General features: G+C 67.3%; 17 protein-coding genes. 6 read left to right on the top strand and 11 right to left on the bottom strand.

Annotated features, from left to right (window positions below):
- Positions 1–26 precede the first annotated feature (26 nt).
- From rfaE2 to LFT46_RS02015, 10 genes are all read right to left on the bottom strand, one after another.
- Entirely contained in the window at positions 27–1,562 is a 1,536-nt protein-coding gene (rfaE2, locus tag LFT46_RS02060) for a D-glycero-beta-D-manno-heptose 1-phosphate adenylyltransferase (RefSeq protein ID WP_236821141.1), read from the bottom strand.
- Positions 1,559–3,010: an aldehyde dehydrogenase family protein gene (locus LFT46_RS02055; protein WP_236821140.1), complete on the bottom strand. Its 1,452-nt coding sequence runs from the start codon at positions 3,008–3,010 to the stop codon at positions 1,559–1,561. Before LFT46_RS02055 ends, rfaE2 begins: the two co-directional genes overlap by 4 nt.
- Positions 3,011–3,113: 103 nt before the next feature.
- Positions 3,114–3,830: an SDR family oxidoreductase gene (locus tag LFT46_RS02050; RefSeq protein ID WP_236821139.1), complete on the bottom strand. Its 717-nt coding sequence runs from the start codon at positions 3,828–3,830 to the stop codon at positions 3,114–3,116.
- A gap of 43 nt (positions 3,831–3,873) precedes the next feature.
- Positions 3,874–5,280 carry a PfkB family carbohydrate kinase gene (locus tag LFT46_RS02045; protein WP_236821138.1) on the bottom strand — a complete coding sequence of 469 codons (1,407 nt, stop codon included), beginning with the start codon at positions 5,278–5,280 and terminating at the stop codon, positions 3,874–3,876.
- Positions 5,277–5,942, bottom strand: a complete 666-nt coding sequence (locus tag LFT46_RS02040; RefSeq protein ID WP_236821965.1) for a D-sedoheptulose-7-phosphate isomerase — start codon at positions 5,940–5,942, stop codon at positions 5,277–5,279. Before LFT46_RS02040 ends, LFT46_RS02045 begins: the two co-directional genes overlap by 4 nt.
- 56 nt (positions 5,943–5,998) lie before the next feature.
- On the bottom strand, positions 5,999–7,273 hold the full coding sequence (locus tag LFT46_RS02035) for a glycosyltransferase (protein ID WP_236821137.1): 1,275 nt from the start codon (positions 7,271–7,273) through the stop codon (positions 5,999–6,001).
- Complete coding sequence (locus LFT46_RS02030) at positions 7,270–8,304, bottom strand: glycosyltransferase (RefSeq protein ID WP_236821136.1); 1,035 nt, start codon at positions 8,302–8,304, stop codon at positions 7,270–7,272. Before LFT46_RS02030 ends, LFT46_RS02035 begins: the two co-directional genes overlap by 4 nt.
- Entirely contained in the window at positions 8,301–9,389 is a 1,089-nt protein-coding gene (locus tag LFT46_RS02025; protein ID WP_236800813.1) for a glycosyltransferase family 9 protein, read from the bottom strand. Before LFT46_RS02025 ends, LFT46_RS02030 begins: the two co-directional genes overlap by 4 nt.
- Positions 9,389–9,925, bottom strand: a complete 537-nt coding sequence (locus tag LFT46_RS02020; protein WP_236800812.1) for a D-glycero-alpha-D-manno-heptose-1,7-bisphosphate 7-phosphatase — start codon at positions 9,923–9,925, stop codon at positions 9,389–9,391. The genes LFT46_RS02025 and LFT46_RS02020 overlap by 1 nt, the downstream gene beginning before the upstream one ends.
- Positions 9,926–10,235: 310 nt before the next feature.
- The gene (locus LFT46_RS02015) at positions 10,236–11,192 is read right to left on the bottom strand and encodes a sigma-70 family RNA polymerase sigma factor (protein ID WP_236821135.1); all 957 of its coding nucleotides are present in this window, start codon (positions 11,190–11,192) and stop codon (positions 10,236–10,238) included.
- 147 nt (positions 11,193–11,339) lie between these two features.
- Between LFT46_RS02015 and LFT46_RS02010 the strand changes: the two genes are divergently transcribed.
- Entirely contained in the window at positions 11,340–12,380 is a 1,041-nt protein-coding gene (locus LFT46_RS02010; RefSeq protein WP_236821134.1) for an NAD-dependent epimerase/dehydratase family protein, read from the top strand.
- A gap of 51 nt (positions 12,381–12,431) precedes the next feature.
- Here the strand turns inward: LFT46_RS02010 and LFT46_RS02005 are convergent, their stop codons facing one another.
- Positions 12,432–13,079, bottom strand: a complete 648-nt coding sequence (locus LFT46_RS02005; protein WP_236800808.1) for a hypothetical protein — start codon at positions 13,077–13,079, stop codon at positions 12,432–12,434.
- 185 nt (positions 13,080–13,264) lie between these two features.
- On the opposite strand from LFT46_RS02005, the gene LFT46_RS02000 reads away from it, so the two are divergent.
- The 5 genes from LFT46_RS02000 to LFT46_RS01980 all read left to right on the top strand — a co-directional run bounded on the left by LFT46_RS02000 (position 13,265) and on the right by LFT46_RS01980 (position 17,306).
- Positions 13,265–14,269 carry a hypothetical protein gene (locus tag LFT46_RS02000; protein ID WP_236821133.1) on the top strand — a complete coding sequence of 335 codons (1,005 nt, stop codon included), beginning with the start codon at positions 13,265–13,267 and terminating at the stop codon, positions 14,267–14,269.
- Entirely contained in the window at positions 14,269–14,700 is a 432-nt protein-coding gene (locus LFT46_RS01995) for a phage holin family protein (RefSeq protein WP_236800420.1), read from the top strand. The genes LFT46_RS02000 and LFT46_RS01995 overlap by 1 nt, the downstream gene beginning before the upstream one ends.
- Entirely contained in the window at positions 14,697–15,359 is a 663-nt protein-coding gene (locus LFT46_RS01990) for a DUF3618 domain-containing protein (protein WP_236800806.1), read from the top strand. The genes LFT46_RS01995 and LFT46_RS01990 overlap by 4 nt, the downstream gene beginning before the upstream one ends.
- Before the next feature lie 104 nt (positions 15,360–15,463).
- Positions 15,464–16,699: a YihY/virulence factor BrkB family protein gene (locus tag LFT46_RS01985; RefSeq protein WP_236800805.1), complete on the top strand. Its 1,236-nt coding sequence runs from the start codon at positions 15,464–15,466 to the stop codon at positions 16,697–16,699.
- A gap of 349 nt (positions 16,700–17,048) precedes the next feature.
- The gene (locus LFT46_RS01980) at positions 17,049–17,306 is read left to right on the top strand and encodes a hypothetical protein (protein ID WP_236800804.1); all 258 of its coding nucleotides are present in this window, start codon (positions 17,049–17,051) and stop codon (positions 17,304–17,306) included.
- Positions 17,307–17,373: the final 67 nt, after the last annotated feature.

The raw sequence follows: 17,373 nt of genomic DNA, 5'->3' as shown, positions 1-17,373 counted from the left end.
TGCCCCGCTTCAGTCATGCCTCAACCCTAGTTGACCGGGCTGGCTGCCCCCTTGCCGTCCCGGATCCGGTTCACCACGGCCGTGGTGGACCGCTCTGCCACATAGTCCAGGATGGCCACCCGGCCGCCATACTCCTCCACGGCCGGTGTCTCTTCCAGCATTTCGGGGGTGTAGTCCCCGCCCTTGGCGTACACCTCAGGCCGGAGCCTGCGGATCAGCGGCGTGGCCGTAGGGGTGTCGAACACCGTCACGTAGTCCACGCAGCTGAGGGCCGCCACCACCGCTGCCCGGTCCACCTCGTTGTTGATGGGCCGGCCGGCACCCTTGAGCCGGCGCACGGAGTCGTCGCTGTTCAGGGCCACCACCAGGACGTCACCCAGCTGTTTGGCCTGGTTCAGGTAGCGGGTGTGACCGCTGTGCAGCACGTCGAAGCAGCCGTTGGTCAACACGATCCGCTGGCCCTGGGCCCGGTGCAGCTCCATCTGCCGCTCCAGCTCATCCGCGCTTAGCGCCGTGTCCGCGAAAGCCTCCAGATACCGGCTGAGCTGGGCGGTGCTGCACACGGAGGTGCCGGGCTGGTGCACCACCACGTCGGCAGCCGATTGGGCGAGGTCCAGGCTGGCGGTCAGCGGCAGCCCGGCTGCGCGGGCCAAGGTCAGGGCCGCCACAAAGGTATCGCCCGCCCCGGATGCCTGTTTCTCGGCTGCCGGCCGTGCCCACGTGCGGTGCCGCACGCCGTCGGACGTCAACAGCACGGTGCCGTCCCGGTCCAGCGTGACCACCACGGCGCGCGCGCCGGTTCCCTGGAGCAACGTTGCAGCCTCGGCACCCACCGCGTCCACCCGTTCCTGGCCTTCCGGCAGTTTCCGGTCCAGCAGCTGCGCGGCCTCCTGCGCATTCGGGGTCACCAGGTCGGGCTGCAGGGCGGCCCACGGGCGGGGGTCATGCGCGTCAACCACCACGAGCGGACGGTCGGTTCCGGCAGTGCCGCTGCCAAGGACCTCGGCAAGAGCTGTGCGGACGGGGTCCGCCACCACGCCGGTTCCGTAGTCGCACACCAGGACAGCATCCCGGCGTTCGACGGCGGCACCCACCGACGCGGTGAGCGCGGCGAGGGCGTCGGCAGGGACAGTTTTGGCCGAGTCGTCGAGGCGCAGCATCACCTGGCCCCCGCTGCTGATCCGGATCTTGGTGGTGGTAACCATGTCCGGGTGCGTGTGCAGGTGCTGGACATCGATGCCTGCGGCGGCAAGCTGCCCGCGCAGGTCCTCACCGGCGTCGTCGGCGCCGATGATCCCGGCCACCGACACCTTCGCGCCCAAGGCAGCCAAGTTCATGGCGGTGTTGGCCGCCCCGCCCGGAACCGATTCACGGGTCTGGATGTCCACCACCGGCGCCGGGGCTTCCCGGCACAGCCGTTCAATGTTGCCGCTCCACCAGCCGTCCAGCATGACGTCACCGATTACCAGGATCGAAGGCTGCTCCGCGGCCAGCCGGCCGGGCAGCCAGTCGGACAGTGCCCGCTGGGTGGAGAGATCGGCATGTTCCGGGGACGCACTCATGGCAGGTCCTGTTCCTCGGGGACGGAACCGGCTCCGGAACCTGCCGGTGCCGGCGGAGCTTCGATGTGCACCACCTTGACCTGGGTGAACTCGTCCAGCAGCTCGGGCCCGTAGCCGAACCCGGCACCGCTCTCTCCGCGTGGCTGGGCAGCACCTCCGGGTGCGCCGCCAAACACTGCGTTGACCTTCACGGTTCCCACGGGCAGCGCGGCCACTGCCTGCTGGATGTGTGCGATGTTGCCGCTCAGGACGGTGGCGGCCAGGCCGTACCTGCCGCTGCAGGCCAGGCGCAGGCCGTCGTCGAACGTGTCCACCACCTGCACCGGCGCCACCGGACCGAACGTCTCTTCGGCCATGACCTGCATATCATCGGTGCAGTCCAGCAGGACCGTAGCGGGGTAAAAGGAACCGGGCCCGTCCGGCACGCTGCCGCCCTCGACGGCGCGCGCGCCCTGCGCCAGGGCATCGGCAACGTGGGCGTGGACGGCGTCCCGCATCCGCAGGTCCACAAGCGGTGCCACGGTGCCATTGTTGTTCCGGAGCGCCGCCTCTGCCTCCAGGGCGTTGCAGAACTCCTTGGCGATATCGCGGTGGACATAGATCCGTTCCACCGAAGTACAGATCTGCCCGCTGTTGGCGAACGCACCGATCGCGGCCTGCTCCGCCGCCCAGGCCGGGTCGACGTCACGGTCCACCAGCAACGGGTCATTGCCGCCGTTTTCCCTGATGACATGGGCGCCCGTGAGGGCTCCTGCCTGGGCTATCCGGGCACCGGATGCGCTGGATCCAACATGGGCAATGACGTCCACCTCCGCCTGGGACAGGGCGGCACCTACTCCGGCCGCGCCGGAAATGGTCAGGAAGACACCGGAGGGGAAGGCCGGGGCCAGGACCTCGCCCAGCGCCTCGCCCAGGCGCGGGCAGCGCTCACTGGGTTTGTGGATCACCGCGTTGCCTGTGACCAGCGCGGCGCCGATGAGTCCGCAGGCTACGGCTACGGGGTCGTTCCACGGGGTCAGCAGGACTGCCACCCCGCGCGGTTCAGCGATGGTGTAGTCGGTGGCTGACCGGCTGCCGCGGAGGCTGTGGCCGCGCTGGACCGGGCCCAGTTCGGCATACTGCTCCAGGGTGGAGACACCGGCGGCGATGCCTGCCAATGCCTCGGCTTCCGGCCGTCCGGTTTCGCTGGCGTTCAAGCCCGCGAGTTCCTGTGCAGCTGCTTCGAGCGCCTTGGCGGCGGCACGGAGGGCTGCACCGCGTTCGGCGGGAGCTGTTGCTGCCCAGCCGGGGGCAGCCCTGCGGGCCACGCTCACGGCATCGTTCACTGCGTCCGGTTCCGCTTCGGGAACTGTCCAAAGCACCTCCCCGGTTCGCGGGTCCTGGATGGTGACGCCGGCGCCCTGGGCTGTTTCATTGCCTGCGGTTGTTTCGATGGCTGTGGTGGGCATGGTGTTCCTCCCGCCTTTCGGTGCTGGATGAGTTGCTGCTGGTGGTCCTGCTGTGGCCGCACCAGGTGCGTGCGGCCACAGCAGTGGTTCGGCCTGTTCCGGCTTAGGGCCAGGAGCCTTCTTCCTCGTGGCAGATCAGCATTTCGCGGACCTCGCAGCCCGTTGGCTGGTTGAGGGCGAACAGGATGGCCTGCGCAGTGTTGGCGGGGTCGTTGAGCCGGGAATCGTCCTGCGGCTTGTACTGCTCCGTCCGGTCATCGAAGAAGCGCGTCTTCATGCCGCCGGGGATCATGGTGGTCACGCCGATTTCGCCACCGGTTTCCGCAGCGAGCGCGTGGCTGAAGCCCACAACGCCGAACTTGGAGGCGCAGTAGGCGGTGGCATCGGCCACGGCGCGCTTGCCCAGGGTTGAAGCGACGGTGACTACCCGGCCGTGGCTTTCCTTAAGGTAGGGCAGCGCCGCGCGCACGGTGGAAACGGTGCCCATCAGGTTGACCCCGATGACCTTTTCCCATTCGGTGGCTTCGACGTCGGCCAGCTTGCCGCAGCGGTCAATCCCGGCAGCGGTGACCACCGCGTCCAGGCCGCCCAAGGTCTCGGCGGCTTCCCGGACAGCGTGCTCCACCGCGGCGCGGTCCGCCACATCCACTTCGAACGCCTTCACGCCGGAGACGCTGCTGATGTCGCGGTCCAGGACCACCGGGGTGCCGCCTGAACGGAGGACAGCGTCGACGACGGCGGCCCCCAGTCCGGAGGCACCTCCCGTTACCAGGACGCGGCCGGGCGTGGTGGAGGCAGTTGCAGTTGGTTCTGCAGTCATGGTGTTCCTTTCAATGGGGAAAACAAGTTTGCGAAGTAGCGGATCAGCTGACCTTGGCGAGTGCGTCCGCCAAGCCTGTCGTGGAGCGGGCGGGGTGGAAGGGGACGGTAAGGCAGCGGCCGCCCCAGCTTTCCACCAGGTCCGCCTCGGGGAGGCGGGCGCCTTTGTAGTCGCCGCCCTTGACCCAGATATCGGGGCGGAGCCGATCCAGCGCGGCCTCGGGGGTGTCCTCATCGAAGACCATCACGGCGTCCACGCATTCCATGGCCAGAAGCAGTTCCGCCCTGTCGTGCTGGCCAATGATGGGGCGCTCCGGGCCCTTGAGCCGCCGCACCGAGTCATCGGAGTTCAGGCAGACGATGAGGCAGTCCCCCAGCTCCCGGGCTGCTGCGAGGGACCGGATGTGGCCCGCGTGGATCAGGTCGAAGCAACCACCCGTAGCCACCACCTTTCCGCCGCTTTCGCGCACCGAGCGGGCAAGCAGCAGCGGCTCGGTGGTTCGCCGGGCCGGGGCCGGCGTGGGCCTGGGACTACCGGCGGCAGCATCGGGTTCATCGGTCTCCGGCAATGCCGAGACTCCCCCTGCCGCCAGGAAATCCGCAGCGTCATGGACTGCCAGGGCGGCCGCTTCCGGCAGGTCGCGTCCGGCCAGGAGGTGCACTGCAAGGCTGGCCGCCAACCGGTCGCCGGCGCCGCACGGGTCGCCCGCTTCCACGCGCGGCGCGGGAACGGCATGGGAAGCGGCTTCTCCCTGCTGCAGCAGGACGGCCCCCTCCTCGCCCTTCGTCACCAGGACGGCCTGGCTGCGCCAACGCTGCAGCAGGACCTCCGCTACGGCTGCCGCGGGGTCATCGGAGTCGGGCACGCCGCCGGCTCCGGACTGCACGGCCTTGGTGGCTTCGGAAATGTTCGGAGTCACGACGGCGATGCCCGGCACGGGTTCGGGCCCGGAGGGGTGCGGATCCCAGATGATGGGCACGGTGCCGGCGAGCCGTGCGAGCAGGTCCCGCAGCTGCGGGTTGGCCGCCAGGCCCCTGCCGTAATCGGCAACGATGACCACGCCGGCTTTCTCCACGGCACGGAGCATGGCGGGGCTGACGTCGGGGACCGGGGTCTTCTCACAGCCCTGGTCGAAACGGACCACCGGATGGGAACCTGCCCGGACCCGGGTCTTGACCGGCGAAGGGTGGCCGCTGTTCCCCGCCACGAGCCGCACCCCGGCGAGCTGTGCACGCAGCTGGCTGCCGGCGTCGTCATTCCCCAGGACCGTCACCAGGGTGACTGGCCAGCCGTCCTGCGCCAGCATGCGCGCCACCAGGCCCGCACCGCCGGCACGGCGGCGGACGCCCGAGACGTCCACCACGGGGACGGGGGCATCAGGGCTGAGCCGGGTTGCCTCACCGGAAAGGTCGACGTCGAGCATCACGTCGCCCACCACAACGATCCTCATCGCAGGCCACCGTTTGCCACCGCGGTGGTCAGGGAGGGAGTGTGCCGGGCCACCTCAAGGTCGAAGGCGCGGCACACGGCGTGCAGCGCGATCAGGTGCCCTTCCTGGGCATTGGCGTTCAAGGCGTCAACCATGACCGCCTCGTCGCAGGCCTCGGACAAGGGGTTGGGTCCGGAGCCGGTAAGCGCCCAGGTGGTCACGTTGAGGCGGGAGGCAGCTTCCGCAGCCCGCAGCAGGTTGGGGCTCTTGCCGCTGGTGGACAGCAGCATCAGCACGTCGCCCGAACGGCCGTGCGCCCGCACCTGCCGGGCAAAGACGTCGTCGTACCCGTAGTCGTTGGCGATCGCGGTGACGGCGGACGACTCGGCATGCAGGGAAATTGCGGAGAAGGGCACCCGCTCGGAGTCGAACCGCCCCACCAATTCGGCGGTCAGGTGCTGCGCCTCCGCGGCCGAGCCGCCGTTTCCTGCCGCCAGGAGCCGATGCCCGCGAAGCAGGCGCTGGGCCAGCTCCACACCCCAGGCGGCAAGCCGGCCGGACTGGCTGCGCAGCGATTCGAGTGCCGGAAGCACGTTGTCCAGGTGGGTTCGGACGGCGTCCGCACTGGCGGGGTCCACGAACGTGGCTCCCGGGAGCACCGCAGGCAGCGCCGGCGGCACCATCAGTGTGCGGAGGTCTGCTTCGCGCAGGCTTGATTCACGCAGGGATGATTCGGCAGTCACAGTGCGGCTCCTTCCATCGGTACGATCCCGGCCGGAGCGCCCGCCTGGGCGCTTTTCTGGACGCCGGCCACGGCCAACTGGTAGGCCTTTTCGGTTTCCGCTGCCACCCGGTCCCAGGAGTAGCGGGTGCGGGCCCGGCGCTCGCCGGCCTGGCCGAGCTTGGCCCTGAGGTCGGGGTTTTCCAGAAGCAGCGACAGGGCCGACGCAATGGCTTCAGGGTCCTTGGGCGGCACATGCAGGCCCGTGGCATGGTCCACCACCGTGTCCCGGAGACCGCCCACCGCGGCTGCCACCACGGGCACACCGCAGGCCATGGCCTCCAGCGGGACGATGCCGAAGGGCTCGTACCAGGGTGCGCACACGACGGCGTCGGCGCTGCGGAAGATGCCGGGCATTTCAGCCCGGGACACCTGGCCCTGCAGGGTTACCTGCTCCGATACGCCAAGCTGGGCCGCAAGGTCCATGAGGCGGCGGATTTCCGGGTCGGCGTGCATCCCGTTCGAGTCGCCGCCGCCCACGATCAGGAGTTCGACGTCCTCGAATCCGGCCGCCTTGAGGTACGGGAGCGAACGGATGACCAGGTCCACGCCCTTGCGGGGCACCAGCCGCCCTACGGACAGGATCCGGTAGCGGCGCTTCCGCGCGGCGGCCGGACCCTCCGGTGAGAAGAAGCCAAGATCCACACCGCAGGGCGCGATGGAGATCTTGCCGGTGGCGATGCCCATGGCCTTGAGCTCGAAAACCTCGTCCGAACAGGTGGCGATAATCCGGTCCGCAGAGCGGCCCACCCCTGGTTCCAGCCAGCGGCGCGCCTCGGGGCTGGTGTCCTCGGCACCCTGGTGCCTGCGCTTGACGGTTCCCAGCGCGTGGAAGGTCTGCAGCATTGGCACCCGGTAATTGGTGTCCGGCCGGCGGGCCGCGTCGAGGGCGGCAAGGCCGGACATCCAGAAGTGCCCGTGCACCACGTCCGGCGGCCGCTGGCCCCAGTCGGCGGCCACACCGTCAGCGAGTTCGCCCATGTAGGGCAGCAACTCGTCCTTGGGCACGTGCCGGGCAGGGCCGGCGTCGACGTGGACCACCTCGAGGCGCCGTCCCACCCGCACCCTCCCGGGGAGCTCCGTTCCGTCCCTTCGCGTATAGACGGTGACGTGGTGGCCCCGCTTGGCAAGGGCTTCCGACAGCGCGGCAACGTGCACGTTCTGTCCGCCGGCATCCACCCCTCCAAGTGCCGCCAGCGGACTGGCGTGCTCGGAAATCATGGCGATCTTCATGGGGTCTTCCTCTCCCGCGCCGGAACGAGGATCCGCTCGTCCGGACGTCCGTTGTCGGAGTGCCGGGGCTGGGTCCGCAGGTCCGCCAGGAGCTCATCCCAGCGGTCCTGGAACTTGCCCAGGCCGTAACGCTCCAGCGCCGCCTCACGGGCGGCAAGTCCCCGCCGTCGGGCTTCATCCGGATTGGCAACCAGCCGCGCTGCGCAGCGGAGCAGTTCGTCGACGTCCGCGGAAACAATGCCGGCTTCCTGCGGCACCGCCCGGGGGGCCTCCGTGGCCGCCAGCACCACCACCGGCATGCCCAGATGCATGGCTTCCAGGAGGGACAGGCCCAGCGAGGTCCAGCGCATCGGATGGACGTAGACCCGGCAGCGGGCCAGTTCCCGGTGCAGCTCAACGGTTTTCAGGTCGCCCCGGGCTGTCAGCAGTGAAGGTTCGATTCCGGTGGCTTCGGCCAGTCCGTCCGTCTTCATGCCGAACACCTGCAGCGGTGCCACAGAGGCAAAGGCGGGCAACAGGTCCGTACCAGTAACGCGGCCGCGGCGGACGGGTTCGTTGATCACGACGCCCAGTTCGGGCAGCTCGCCGGTGTAGAGCTGCCCCGGGTCGGGGATGCCGTGCTCGATCACGGTGGTGGGAGCGGAGCCGTTGTCCCAGGCCAACCGGTTGAAATGGGTCACGTGGACAACGGGGATGCTGTTTTGGCCAGCGAGCGGATGGCTGATGTTCGGGAAGTTGCCCTTGGGGGTGTTGTGTTCGACGAACACGGCCGGAAGGTCGACGCCGGGCATGCGCCCCAGCGTGCGGACCACTTCGTCGATCTCTTCGGGCCGCTGGAGGACGACGGCGTCCACGGCGTCGGCGTCGAGCGTCGCCAGATCCACCTCCCGCGCGGAGTCCGGCCAGTCCCTCCCGGCGCGGCCCAGTCCCCAGGCCCCACGTTCGGGCAGGACGGGGAGCAGGTACTCATGACGGCCGCGGACAAACGCGTCCGTCCAGGAACCGTGAACATGCCAGAGCAGGATTCTCATCTGTTGCGGGCCTTTCTACGGGTACTCACATGGGTGCTGAAGGAGCTCACCCCGCTGATCAGGCGCTCCACCGCGGCCACCACTTCTTCCGGCGGGACCGAGTCGAGGCAGGGGTGGCCGAGGACGGGGCAAACCCGGGCGCGGGACATGCGGCAGGGGGCGTTCTGGTCCCCGAGGAGTTCCAGGGGCACGCCGTAGGGCGCCCAGCGGATGGCCGGGACCACGGGGGAAAACAGGCATGCCACGGGGGTTCCCACCGCAGCTGCCAGGTGGGCAGGCCCGGTGTTGCCGCTGACCACGGCATCGGCGCCGGCCATCACGCCAGCCATAGTGGAAAGATCGGTGCGTCCGCCCAGGTCCAGGGCCGAGGGGCCGGCCACCGTGGCGGTCAATGACTTTTCCGCCGGGCCGCCGGTCACCACCACGCGGTACCCAGCGCCCTGGAGGAGTTCGACGGCGGCTGCATGGTGCAGCGGGGGCCACGCCCTTGCGGGGACGGCCGCTCCGGGGTGGACCACAACGTAGGGCTCGTCGCCTACCAGGTCGGTTACGTCGGGGACGGAGTCGACGTGCAGCTTCCCGTCGTCCCCGGCTGGCAGCCGGAAACCGGCGGCCTCGGCAATGCCCAGCGCCCGTTCCGCCTCGGGTTGGTCTTCCGGAAAGTCCTCACCGGGCTTGAGGCGTACGTCCAGCAGTGAACCTGCGTAGTCAGTTGAGGCCCCCGTGATGCGCTCCACTCCGGCCAGCCGAAGCAACAGCGCCAGCGGCAACGGTGACTGGTGGAAGGACGTAAGGATGACGGCTTCGGTGATCCGGGAATTGCGGACATATTCGATCAGCCGGTCGGCATGCGGGCCGGTCATCCTGGGCGCCGGGTTCATGATCCAGGGGCTGTCCCAGCTGTAGACCTCTGCGGCCCCGGGGAGCATCGCGGCCGCAGCTTCACCCTGCCGGCCGCACAGCATGACCACGTGGTTGGTGCTGCCGCCGTACTGTGCCCGCCCGTTTGCCACTGCCCGGACAGCGGGACCGGCCAGCAGGACGTCGCCCATGCTGTCCAGCCGGGCCACCAGGACGCGCCCCATCAGGCGGTCCCCTGCAGCAGTCCGACGGCGGAGGCAAGATCAGGGGCGACCAGCCGCGCAGCGGCTACCTCTTCGACGCGTGTCACGGGGGTGGGCACCAGTACTCCGGTGGCCCCTGCCGCTTCCGCGGCACCCACGTCGGCACCGATGTCCCCGATCAGGGCGGCTTCGGATTCTGTGATACCAAGTTTGCGGCAGGCGCTGTGCACCATCCCGGGAGCAGGTTTGCGGCAGTCGCAGCCATCCTGTTCGGCATGCGGACAGACCTCCCACACGTCGAACGGTCCCAGCAGTTCTTCCACGCGTGCATTGACCTTTGCCACGTCCTCGGCCGTAATCAGCCCGCGGGCAATGCCCGACTGGTTGCTGATCACGCCGGTGGCAATGCCGTCCGCCCGCAGGCTGTCCAGCACAGCCTTGGCGCCGGCCATGGGCCGTACTTTGCCGGGGTCCCCGTTGTAGGGCACATCGACCACCAGGGTCCCGTCCCGGTCGAACAGGACAGCCCGGAGCTTGGAGGTTTCAGAGCTTCCCATAAACAACCTGTTCCCTCCTGCTCCTGCTCCTAAACAGCGCCGCAGGCTTTTTCGGCTGTAGAGGCTTGTTCTGATACCCGTTTGAACAGGCAAGATAGGGATTGGGGCGCTGCGGTTGCTCCTTTCAGGGCTCTTCCAGCCTTTCCGCCCAGGCCCGCACCGGCGCCTTCGAAACGGCGTACCGCCGTCGTAACAAGCTGCTCTGTCCCCAGAAAGTGCACTGTCCTCAGAAACCCACTGTCGCCGGAAATTCCGCCATGGCCACACTCCCGAGGGCGTGCTGGGGGGACTGCTGCCACCTGATCCCCTGCTACCGGGTCCGCGTGCCGCCGAGGCGGCGGCCGCCAGTGCGGGCAATGCCCTGGTGCCCTGCGTTCCGGGCCTGGCGGAACGGCGCAACCGGACTGCCCATACCGCCGGCTTGCCCGGCGTGGGTTGAGGTTACATTGCCGGCCATGTCCTCAGGCCGGGAGAACTGGGCGCTTGTCTCCAAGCGCCGCTGCAGTTCCACCAGCACCTTCGCCAGGCGTCGGGATACCTGCATCTGGGACATCCCCAACCGCTTCCCCAGCTGCACCTGCGTTTCCTCGCAGAAGTAGCGCCGGTACAAAAGCTCGCGGTCCGAGTCGTCCAGGTCCTGCATGGCGTCCCGCAGGCATGCCAGTTCCTCAAGCCGCTCGAGTGGCGTGTCCGGGCATGCCAGCACTTCTCCGATGGAGGGTGCGTCGGAGTTCGGGTTCACCGCGTCCAGGGAATCCGGATGCATGCTGCTCGACGCCGAAATCGCTTCCTGCACTTCCGCGGGATCAGTCCCCAGCTCGCCGGCCAGTTCCGCAACGCTGGGGTTCCGGCCCAACGACTGGGTCAGCTCGGGCTCCGCCCGGAACAGCCGGGTCCTCAGGTCCTGGATATGGCGCGGCGGGCGAACAACCCACGTCCGGTCCCGGAGGTACCTCTTGAGTTCCCCCGTGATGGTGGGAGCGGCATAGGCGGGGAAACTTTCGCCCTTGGCCTGGTCAAAGCCGCGGGCCGCTTTCACCAGGCCCAGGTAGGCCACCTGGTTCAGGTCTGCGCGTTCCCTCCCGCGGGCTTCAAACCGCGCAGCGAGGGCTTCGGCGAGGTCCAGGTAGCGCAGGACCAGGTCGTTTTCGAATGTCTCCCGCAGCCGCCCTGAAGTGGCGGGAGGACTTTGTTGTTGTGCCGGTTCCGGCTGTTGGCGATGGACAGGCGCAGCATCCATGGCAAGTGCGGCAAAGGATTCGGGCATGAGTGTTGGTTTCCCTCGGTCTGGTTCCGAAAGCCTGCGGCAAGACTTAGAAGCAGCAAATCATAAGGTTGCTTATAAAACAATCCTTCTCCGCTGTAGGCTCGGAATATAAGCGGCGACCGGACCAACCCGCCAAGGAGTTTTGCCATGCGCATCGCCATCACCGGAGCAAGCGGAAACGCCGGAACAGCACTGCTGCGCAACCTGCAGGGCCAACTCGCCCGGAAGCCCGGCAGCCTGCAGCTTGTGGGCATCAGCCGCAGGCTCCCCGACACCTCACTGGCGCCCTACGCCGGCGTGGAGTGGCACACCCTGGACGTGGGTCTGGAGCAGGACGGGCAGAAGCTGGAAAAGGCCCTCGCGGGCGTTGACGCAGTGGTCCACCTGGCGTGGCAAATCCAGCCGAACCACAACCTGGACCTCCTGCACCGGACCAATGTCACCGGCACGAAGAACGCGCTGGAAGCTGCCGGCAGGGCAGGCGTGAAGCAGGTTGTCTGCGCGTCCTCCGTGGGCGCCTACAGCAAGTCAAGCAAGGAGCCGCGCAGGGACGAGTCCTGGCCGGCAACCGGAATGGCAGGCTCCCACTACAGCCGGCACAAAGCCGAGCAGGAAAAACTGCTGGATGAATTCGCCGCCGCACATCCGGACGTTTCGGTGGCCCGGCTCCGGCCGGGCCTCATTTTCCAGGGCCGGGCGGGAAGTGAGATCGGCAGGTACTTCCTTGGGCACATTTTTCCGCGGCTCGTCCCGTGGAAACCTTGGCTCCCGCTGCTGCCGGCCCCGGACAACCTGGTTTTCCAGGCAGTTCATGCGGACGACGTCGCAGAGGCTTACTGGCGGGCCGTGGACCAGCGGGCCAGTGGCGCCTTCAACATCGCCGCAGAGCCCGTCCTGAATCCCCAGGAACTGGCCCGCATCCTCGGGGCGAAGAGAATATTGCCCATCCCCATGCGGCTGCTCCACGCGGTGGTGGACCTGACGTGGCGGGCAAGGATCCAGCCCACCGATTCAGGCTGGGTGGGGATGGCCGCCGGCGCACCCATCATGGACACCAGCCGGGCCCGGCGCATCCTGGGGTGGGAACCGCAGGTGTCCTCCATCGACGCCGTCAAGGAACTCCTCCAGGGCATGGGAACGGGGGAAGGGGCAGCCCCTTCCCCCGTCCTGAAGCCGCGCAAGCCTTAGCTACGCCGCAGCGACTATCCCGCGGTTGATTCCACCACCGGGACAGCCGGACTAGATGCGCGGATTTTCCTCTCCCCGTACATCCCGCCCGGCGGAAGTGTTCCCGGGGCCAGGCTGACGCCTCAGCCCGGATTCATCCTCAGGAATTTCCGCATTGGCACCTGCAGCTGTCGCTTCCCGGTGTGCGCCGCGGCCAGGCTCGACGTCGGACTGTCCGATGTTCGATTGTCCAGCGTTCGTCTGGCCGGCATCTGGATTTCCAGTGTTCGGATGCGCGGTGCCGTCAGGTGTATTGTCCACGTACCGCCTGTCGCTGCCGGCAGGAGTATCGTGGCGCCGGCTGCGGTCCACTCCGGCGTCGGGGTCGATCTCGTCCGCCTTGCGGGTATGGCTGGCAACATCGCCGCGCAGGGACTGCGCCTCGTGGCTGCGCTGTTCAGCTTCTTTTTGGAGGCGCGCCGCGTCAACCTTGGCCTGTTCGGCGTCCGCACGGGCCCGGATGGCCTTGGCCTCCCGTTCGCGGGCATCAATTTCCATATTCTCGGCTTCGCGCCGGATCTCGGCAGCCTTTTCCCGGTGCTCCTGGTCCCGCTTCTCCTGCATTGCTTTCCGGCGCCTTCCTCCGGCCAGAAGCAGCACCACGATGAGCACCACCACAACAACGGCAATTATCACCCATACCCATGGAGCTGTGTCCATTTTTCCCACCACTTTCCACTTCGCTGTGACCGGGCAGGCATGGCCATTCCGGCTGACATTTTTGGAACGGTTATAACTCGCTTAGCAAGGGTACTTACCTTTTATTAGTAATCATGCTTATCATTTTACGGCCAGTATTGCTGGTTCTTGATTCAACAACCGGCCTTCTTGGAAAGAGAGCGAAGATGACAGAGAACCAATGGTCCGAGGATCCCGCTTACACGGCCCCTCCGGCCAGCACAGGAATTCCTGGCGAGCGGGAGCCCGCCACCTTCCCGTCCACCGCCACTCCCCTCACCGGCGAGAGCCAGACCGGCTACGCCCAGGCCAGTGACGCCCAGGCCGGGGACGCCGCTGGTTCATCCCGAAGGGATGCAGCCAAGGAAGAAGCAGCCGACGTAGCCCGGACCGCCAAAGGATCGGCGCAGAACGTGGCGGAGACGGCCAAGAGCGAGGCCGCGAACGTGGCGCAGGAGGCGAAGTCCAATGCGCAGGATTTGCTGCACCAGGCCAAGTCGGGGCTGACCAGCCAGGCCGGCACACAGCAGCAGAAAGCGGCCGAAGGCATCCGCAACATTTCCAGCCAGCTCCACAGCATGGCCAGCGCCCCGGACCAGCAGGGCATGGCCAGCGACTTGGTCCGGCAGGCAGCTGAACGCACCTCCTCAATAGCGTCCTGGCTGGAGAACCGCGAGCCCGGTGACCTCCTGAACGAGGTCCAGCGCTTCGCCCGCAACCGCCCCGGCACCTTCCTGCTCCTCGCAGCAGGCGCCGGCGTCCTGGCCGGACGCCTCACCCGCGGCCTCACCGCAGGCGCGCCGGAGGCCTCCCCCTCGTCTGCCGGCACCAGTGCCGCAGGCCTGTCCGGACAGTACTCCGGCAGCACGTACGGGGACCAGTACAGCCAGTCCTACCCCGTTGCCGGTGGAACCGTCCCTCCCCCGCCCGTGCAACTCCCCGCCCCGGCCACCACCACGGCAGGCTACGACGGCGGCGCACCGGGCAGCGGCTACTCCGAGTCCGCCGGTCCGGCCAGTGGGCTCGACAGCCCGCAACTGGTGGAGGAACCCTGGTCCGGCAACCAGCTGTCCGACGACCCGCTGCGGGACCGAGCGCTTGCTGACGATCCCATGGCGAACGATCCCCTCACCCAGGACCGCACCCGGGGTGGCCAGACGGGTGGTCTGTGATGAGTAGCCAGATTCCTGAGCCGCCGCCCAGCGCGGCGCATGTGAAAGCGGACAACGCGTCCCTGGGCGATCTGCTCGGTGATGTGACCCGGGACCTGTCCACCCTGATGCGCCAGGAAGTGGAGCTGGCCAAGGCCGAACTCAAACAATCCACCTCCCGGGCCGGCAAGGGCGCAGGCATGCTCGCCGGCGCCGGCGTAGGCGGACACTTCGTCCTGCTCTTCCTCTCCCTGGCCCTGATGTGGGCCCTGGGCGCCGTCATGGCCCTGGGCTGGGCCGCGCTGATCGTCGCCGTGATCTGGGCGATCATCGCCGCAGTCCTGGCCTCGATCGGCCGCAAGGAACTCAAGCAGATCAAGGGCCTGCCCCAAACAGGCGAAACCCTCTCAGAAATTCCCCCAACCCTAAAACCAGGTGAGGTAAACCGATGAGCGAAAACCCTGACGTCATCCGAGCAGACATCGAAGCGACCCGGGCACGCCTGGGCACCAACGTCGACGCCGTAGCCGACAAAGTCACCCCGTCCAACATCGTGCACCGCCAAACCGACAAAGTCCGTGATGCCGTGACCGGGGTGAAGGAGAAAATCATGGGAGCAGCAGACACCGCCACCACCAAGGTCCACGACACAACCTCCGCCGGCGCCGGACACACCAGCAACGCCATGAGCTCGGCCGGGGACAGCCTGCACCAGGCCACCGACACCGTCTCGGCCAAACTCTCCGACGCCGGCCACACCGTCAGCGCCGCCCCGGACCAGGTCAAAGCCAAAACCGCCGGCAACCCCCTGGCCGCCGGACTCATCGCCTTCGGCGCCGGGCTCCTGGTCTCCTCCCTGATCCCGCCAAGCCAGAAAGAACGCGAAGCCGCGGACCAACTCAAAACCGCAGCCCAGCCCCTGGCAACCCAGGTCACCGACGCCGCCAAAACCGTCGCCCAGGACCTAAAGGAACCCGCCCAGGAAGCCATGGAAAACGTCAAGGCCACCGCCACCGACGCCGCCCAAAACGTCAAAACCGAAGGCCAACAAGCCGCCACCGACGTCAAAGACCGCGCCACAGACGCCAAAGACAACGTCCAAAACACCTAGCCCGCCTGGCTAGGCACCGCAAAGGCAATAGCCCTGTCCAACAGGCCGGCACCGTCTCCCGGGGTCGGCCTGTTGGCTTCGCCCCCTGATTGAGAGGACGCCCCATGGCCACTCACGACGATTCCGAGACCAGTACCGCGAAGGCGGCCCAGGCTCCGGCACCCGACGACGCAAGGAAGCCCGACAGCCCCAGGGATCTCTACAAGCCGTCCTGGAAGTACATCGCTAAGAAGACCTTGCGCGAGTTCAGCAAGGACCAGTGCCCGGACCTGGCTGCGGGTTTGACGTACTACGCGGTCCTTTCCCTGTTTCCCGCCCTGCTGGCGCTGGTCTCCCTCCTTGGCCTTTTTGGTGATCCCCAGAAGACCACCAATGCCCTGCTTGAGATCGTGCGCGGCTTCGCCCCGGCAGAGACGGTCAGCACGATCAGCGGCCCCATTACTGAACTGACAAGCGCGCCGGCGGCCGGGTTCACCCTGGTGATCGGCATTGTCACCGCCCTTTGGTCCGCTTCAGGCTACGTGGGTGGTTTTGGCCGGGCCATGAACCGGATCTACGAGGTGGATGAGGGCCGGCCGTTCGTTAAGCTTCGGGGCACGATGCTTGCCGTCACCCTCCTCGCCGTGGTCATCGTGGCGCTTCTGGCCGGCATGCTGGTCCTCAGCGGCCCGGTTTCCGAGGCAGTGGGCGGACTGATCGGACTCAGCGGCGCCTTCCTCGCCGTCTGGAACATCGCCAAGTGGCCGGTGATGGTCATCCTGATCATTGCCATCATTGCGGTCCTCTACTACGCCACCCCCAACGTCAAGCAGCCCAAGTTCCGCTGGATGAGCATGGGCTCGGCCATCGCCCTGGTGATCTTCCTGGTCGCCTCGCTGGCTTTCGGCTTCTACGTTGGCAACTTTGGAAACTACAACAAGACCTATGGAGCCCTGGGCAGCGTGATCATCATGCTCCTGTGGCTCTGGATCCTGAACATGTCGCTGCTGTTCGGCGCAGAGTTTGACGCCGAGGTGGAGCGGGGACGCGAACTCCAGGCCGGCATCAAGGCGGAGGAGACCATCCAGCTGCCGCCACGCGACACCAAGAAGAGCGAAAAGCTGCAGCAGCAGATCGAGGATGACATCAAGCACGGCCGTGACCTGCGGGAGAAGTACGCCGCCGAGAACGGCCAGCAGGGCCAGAACGGTTCCGATGGGGACCAGGACGGACAGTCCGATGGCGACGGGCAGAACGGCCAACGGCCCGGGGAGAGCCACCGCGACAGGATCCGCGAGAAGGTGCAGCACCGTGCCGGCAACACAGGGTCCGACGGCGGCCCAAGGGGCGGAAGCGCCTAGGAGGACAGGTGTACGCCCCGGCTAAAGGGGCCAACAGAGGGACTAGGCAGGACCTTCAGGATGGAGGAAAATTCATCTTGAAGGTCCTGTTCAGTTTTCCGGGTTGCACCGAACCCGGGGCGAAGCGGGGTCGGCGGTGAGATGGCCTCTTCTGAGACCGAGGCCAGTCCCCCCAGTCGCCGTCGGCCCCCTCAAACTCCCATGGCTTGAGGCCGCACTGGACAGGTTCGACTGGACAAATCGCAGCGAGCTGCAATACTTTCTTGAATACCTCGCCGGGATCCTCTGGATACCGGCAGGTCCGCTGAAGCAGACGGCGGCATCTCGGTCAACCCTTAAATGAGCGGACATGCCTGCTACCCATTTTGAACAGTTTCTTGCCGAAGCAGTTATCCCCGATAAGGAGCCCGGCCTGGGCCTGGGACGCGACGAGCTATACGGCCTTTATACCAGTTGGTGCCTCCTGCAGAAGGTTGAACTCCATGAGCCGGCCGCCCTTTGGGAGGCCATGCACGAAGCCGGTATCAACCCCGACAGCAACAACCTTTCCATGACCGGGCCAGCCGCGGCTGACTACATCGTTTCCAGCGCTCCCGATTTGGTCTAAACCGGGGAATGACGATTCAGTCGTGAGATTGACTTTTTGACCGCAAAAGGGCTGTTGCCTACAGGCA

This window comes from Arthrobacter sp. FW306-07-I (genome assembly GCF_021800405.1).
Classification (GTDB): Bacteria; Actinomycetota; Actinomycetes; order Actinomycetales; family Micrococcaceae; genus Arthrobacter.
The sequence above is the reverse complement of the archived record's forward strand: the minus strand, read 5'-3'. Positions and strand labels throughout refer to the sequence as shown.